The following is a 5,349-nucleotide window of genomic DNA, read 5'->3' on the forward strand; positions in this document are numbered from 1 at the left end:
GCTCGAGAGGCAAGAATCGCTGTTGTCAGCGTTGCCATCGTCACAGCTCTCTACATCGGCCTGGGTAAAACCATCGCCACAGGAAGCAGCCTCGCAGCTCGAGAGACAAGCATCTGTGTTGTCAGTGTTGCCGTCATCGCAGCTCTCTACATCGGCCTGGGTAAAACCATCGCCGCAAACCGCAGCCTCGCAGCTCGAGAGACAAGCGTCCGTGTTATCAGCGTTGGCATCGTCGCAGCTCTCTACATCGGCCTGGGTAAAACCATCGCCGCAGGAAGCAGCCTCGCAGCTCGAGAGGCAAGAATCGCTGTTGTCAGCGTTGCCATCGTCACAGCTCTCTACATCGGCCTGGGTAAAACCATCGCCGCAGGAAGCAGTCTCGCAGCTCGAGAGGCAGGCATCTGTGTTGTCAGTGTTGCCGTCATCGCAAGCCTCGCCCGCGTCGACCACACCGTCGCCGCAGGATGCCAGCAGGCAATTACTGCGGCAGGGATAAGCGGCTACATCGTTGTTGTCGGCCCCGAAATCGCACTGCTCAAAATTAACCTGGAGAAAACCATCACCGCAGCTGGCCGACGCGCAGGTCGAAAGGCAGGAATCGCTGTTGTCAGCGTTACCGTCGTCGCAGACTTCGCCCTCGTCGACCACGCCGTCGCCGCAGGAAGCCGGCTGGCAGTTTGATCGGCAGGAGTCTGGCAGAAGGTCGCTCACCAACACGCCCGTGTCGCAGAGTTCAAACTCGACCTGAACAAAACCGTCGCCACAAGCAGCGGAGTGGCAGTTGGCAAGACAGGCATCACTGTTGTCGGTGTTGCCGTCGTCGCAAGTCTCGCCCGCATCGATCACGCCGTCACCACAGCTGGCCAGCGCGCAATCGTTGCGGCAGCTGTCAGCCGCCACATCACTGTTGTTTACGCCCGCGTCGCAGGCCTCCACTTGCGCCTGGACAAAACCGTCGCCGCAGGCAGCCGCCACGCAGTCCGAAAGGCAAGCGTCGTCGTTGTCAGAATTACCGTCATCGCAGGACTCGGCAGTATCGACCACACCGTCGCCGCAACTGGCCAGCACGCAATCGTTGCGACAGCGGTCTGCCGTCACATCACTGTTGTCTACACCCGCGTCGCAGGCCTCGACTTCCGCCTGCACGAAACCGTCACCACAAGACGCAGCCTCGCAGTTGGAAAGACAAGTATCGCTGTTGTCCGCGTTGCCGTCGTCGCAGACTTCGCCCGCGTCGACAACGCCGTCGCCGCAGCTAGCCGCCGTACAATCGTTGCGACAACTATCTGCCGCCATGTCACTGTTGTCTACACCCGAATCGCAGGCCTCGACTTCCTCCTGCACGAAACCGTCGCCACAGGTAGCCGTCGCACAGCTGGCGAGGCAGGTGTCGCTATTGTCAGTGTTGCCGTCGTCGCAAGTCTCGCCCGAGTCAACCACGCCGTCACCGCAGCTGGCCACCGTGCAATCGCCGCGGCAACTGTCTGCCGCGATATCGCTGTTGGCCAAGCCCGCGTCGCAAGCCTCCACTTCCGCCTGCACGAAACCGTCACCGCAGGCAGCCGTCGCACAGCTGACGAGGCAGGCATCGCTGTTGTCAGTGTTGCCGTCGTCACAGGTCTCGCTCGCGTCAACCACGCCGTCGCCGCAGCTGGCCACCGTGCAATCGCCGCGGCAGCTATCAGCCGTTACATCACTATTGGCCGGGCCCGCGTCGCAAGCCTCCATGCCCAGCTGGACGAAACCGTCACCGCAGGAGGCCGCCTCGCAGCTGGCCAGGCAGGCATCGCTGTTGTCAGTGTTGCCATCGTCGCAGGCCTCGCCCGAGTCGACCACACCGTCACCGCAGCTGGCCACCGAGCATCCGCTGCGGCAGCTATCAGCCGTTACATCACTATTGGCCGGGCCCGCGTCGCACGCCTCGGCTCCCACCTGCAAATAGCCATCACCGCAGGCAGCCGCCTCGCAGCTGGCCAGGCAGGCATCACGGTTGTCGGTGTTGCCGTCGTCGCAGGCCTCACCAACATCGACAATTCCGTCACCGCAGGAAGCCACGCGACAGTCAGTGCGACAAAGGTCGCCGATCTGGGTACCGTTACCGGTGCCCGCATCGCAGGCCTCTACGCCGACCTGTACGAAGCCGTCGCCGCAGAACGCGTGCTCACATTTCGCTGTGCAGCTATCATCGTTTGAAATATTGCCGTCGTCGCAGCTCTCGCCCGTATCGACAACTCCGTCACCACAGGAGGGCAGCGAACAGTCATTGCGGCAAGCGCCGGCGACAATATCGCTGTTGGCGTCTCCGCCGTCACAGGACTCCACGCCAACGAATACAATCCCATCACCGCAAGTGGCCAAGCCACAGTGGGCCAGGCAGGAATCGCTGTCGTCGGCGTTGGCGTCGTCGCAAGCCTCGCCCGAATCGACCACGCCGTCACCACAGGCGGGCAAAACACAATCGCTCCGGCAACTGCCGGGGAGCAAATCGCTGTTGAAGCTACCCGAGTCGCATTCTTCTGAGCCTGCCTGCACCACGCCGTCTCCGCATGAAGCCGCGCGGCAGTCGTCAAGGCAGACGTCGCTGTTGTCGCTGTTGCCGTCGTCACAGGATTCTCCGGTGTCGACCACTCCGTCGCCGCAGGAGGGCTTCGAGCAATCCACCCTGCAGGCATTGGGGAACATGGCGCTGTTTCTGTCGCCCTCGTCGCATTCTTCCATACCCACGAACAGGTAGCCGTCACCACAAACCGGGCGAGTGCAATCTGCAATGCAACCGTCCTGGTCAGAGCTGTTTCCGTCGTCGCAGGCCTCTCCAAAATCGGCCACGCCGTCGCCGCAGGAAGGCAGACTGCAATCGGTACGACAAACGTCGGCCGTGCCGTCGTTGTTGTCTGCGCCAGCATCACACTGCTCTACGTCGACCTGAATAAAACCATCGCCGCAAACCGCGGTCGCGCAAATGTCGAGACAGGAATCGGTGTTGTTGGCGTTACCGTCGTCGCAGACTTCGTCGCCATCCAGCACGCCGTCACCGCAAGAGGGCAAGCGGCAGTCGACCCTGCAGGAATCCGCCGTCGAGTTGCTGTTGTCCTTGCCGTCATCGCACTGCTCAAGAGAAGCCAGGACCTGCCCATCTCCACAACGAGCCTTGCGACAGTTGTTGAGACATTCGTCGCTGTTGTTCGAGTTCGCGTCGTCGCACTCTTCGAAACCAGCGTGCACGAAACCGTCGCCGCAACTGCGGAGCTCACAGGTCACCAGGCAGGCATCGGAGTTCGACGGGTTGCCGTCGTCACATTCTTCTCCCTCATCCAACTCCCCGTTTCCGCAGAGGTCGCCGGGCAGAACGACCACCACCGAGCCAATATCTGCCTGGATGTGATCCACCGAGTGATCGCCTGTCGGGGCGCTTTCTACCGAAACGCTATCCGCAGTGTTGTTTTCTACCACCGCGGCGGCCGCCACGTAGTCGGCTTCCAAGGGCGCCACTGCTTCAACAAGCACCGGGGCTTGCAGGCTATCAGCCAACCCGTCCTCGCTGACAACTATCTCGGCGACGGCTGCTTCACTTGTGGTTTTCGCTTTGGAAACCTCGGCAAGCGCGCCGTCGGCCAGCTCGCTCTGCTCTTGAAGTTCGTTGAGTGCCAGCTGCACCGAGTTCGAGTAGCTCGGCACAGGCTCAGCTCCAGGGGCCACTGCGTTCGTAACACTGCCCGACCAGTTGTTGGTCAAAAGCACGGCCACCGCAGCAGCTGCGAGAGCCGCACCACCGTAACCCGTCCACCGCAGCGCGGAAGCCGTAGATCCTGAGTCCTCGCCCCTGAGAGTGCATCGCTGTTCGGCCTCGGCTTTTCGAATGCAGGAAGCTGGTACCAGGGGCATTCCTTTCTCCAAGGCGATCTCCATGGCTCTCGCGGCCAGGCTGTTCACGCTGGCAGGAGTGGGCTTGCGGCCGCCGGAAAGACGGCGGATAGCACCACCACTGAAAATGTCTTCGGCTCTCGCTTCCCATGGGGCCAGGCGAGAATCGATGTAATCAACGACGTCCTCCTTGGCCAACGGTTCGAGCACTGCTCGCATGCCTACGCGCTGCCTTAACTGCCGAAGCGAGTGCCTCTTGAGTTTGGTTTCGAGAGAGGGCTCTCCGCACAGGACGATCTGCAGTATTTTCTCTGTGGAAGTTTCAAGGTTGGTGAGCAGGCGAAGTTCTTCGAGCAGCCTCTCATCGATCAGATGAGCATCGTCGATTATGGCTACGACGTTGCCCCCCTCTACGAGCGAATCGAGCAGGTAAGCGTTGAGCTTGTCGAGCAGGCTCATACGGCGGCTGTCGTCGGTGTCCAGGCCCAGCTGGACGCAGAGGTATTCGAGCAGTTCGTCGAAACCGAGCCCCGCGTCGAACACGCATACAACCTCGGCCTCGCCCTCGAGCTCGTCGGCGACGCGCTGCAGGAGCGACGTCTTGCCGGTTCCCTGGTCACCCACGAGAGTGATAAAGCCCTTGCGCGACCGTATTCCGTGCAGCAACGAAGCCACCGCCTCACGGGTGTTGGCGCTATCAAAGCAACTCTCGTCCTGCCGATCGCTGCCGAAAGGCTTCGAGTTCATATCAAAAATTCTGTCGTCCATACCCCTGGTCTCCCTGGATTGGCCCATGTCAGGGCCAAATACCCATAGCTGCATGAGCAATGGACGTGCCACCGCATGGGAGGGAGGAGACGGAGAGCCGGAAGCTGGGCTAAGTGCCGTAAAGACTTGTTATCACGGCTGTTTTGCAGGTTGGTGGCGGGCTGGTGGCGGGCTGAAAAGCTACCGGCAGCGGTTCAACAGCTCCCCTTGCTGGACATTTATGAACAGCAGAGAGCTGGCGGCAGGCTAGTACCGAACCTTCAAAAGCGAGCCCATGCCTGCCATGGCCAGCGTGTGCTGTATGACCTCCGCCTGTCCGGCGGTCGGGTAGTGTCCCAGGACGACCCGGTACAAGGGCTTGCCGTTCCTTTCGGTCCGGCTCACACGCACGCCCGGTACTACCTGGGCGGCTGCTTCCATGAACTCCTCGGCATTGGCCAGCGAAGTAAACGCACCCAGTTGCAGACTGAAATCGGTAAGGTCCAGGTCCTCGGCCTGCGTAGACAGCTCGGGCAGCTCGGCTGGCGCGGCCTCGCAGCTCGAGAGACAAGCGTCCGTGTTGTCAGCGTTGGCATCATCGCAGCTCTCTACGTCAATCTGGGTAAAACCATCGCCGCAGGAAGCAGCCTCGCAGCTCGAGAGGCAAGCGTCCGTGTTGTCAGCGTTGGCATCATCGCAGCTCTCTACGTCAATCTGGGTAAAACCATCGCCGCAGGAAGC

The 5,349-nt window shown here is 61.3% G+C and carries 1 protein-coding gene and 1 pseudogene (1 of these 2 running past the window's edge); both read right to left on the bottom strand.

The window, feature by feature from the left end; all coding sequences use genetic code 11:
* Positions 1-4,689: pseudogene (locus tag EYQ35_00255) on the bottom strand (hypothetical protein) (it extends 4,974 nt beyond the left edge of the window).
* Between the two features lie 186 nt (positions 4,690-4,875).
* Positions 4,876-5,349 (bottom strand): SPOR domain-containing protein (locus EYQ35_00260; GenBank protein HIF62580.1); only part of this gene is annotated, 474 nt, incomplete at its 5' end.

It is taken from the genome of Candidatus Binatota bacterium (assembly GCA_012960245.1).
In the GTDB taxonomy this organism is placed as follows: Bacteria; Desulfobacterota; Binatia; order UBA1149; family UBA1149; genus UBA1149.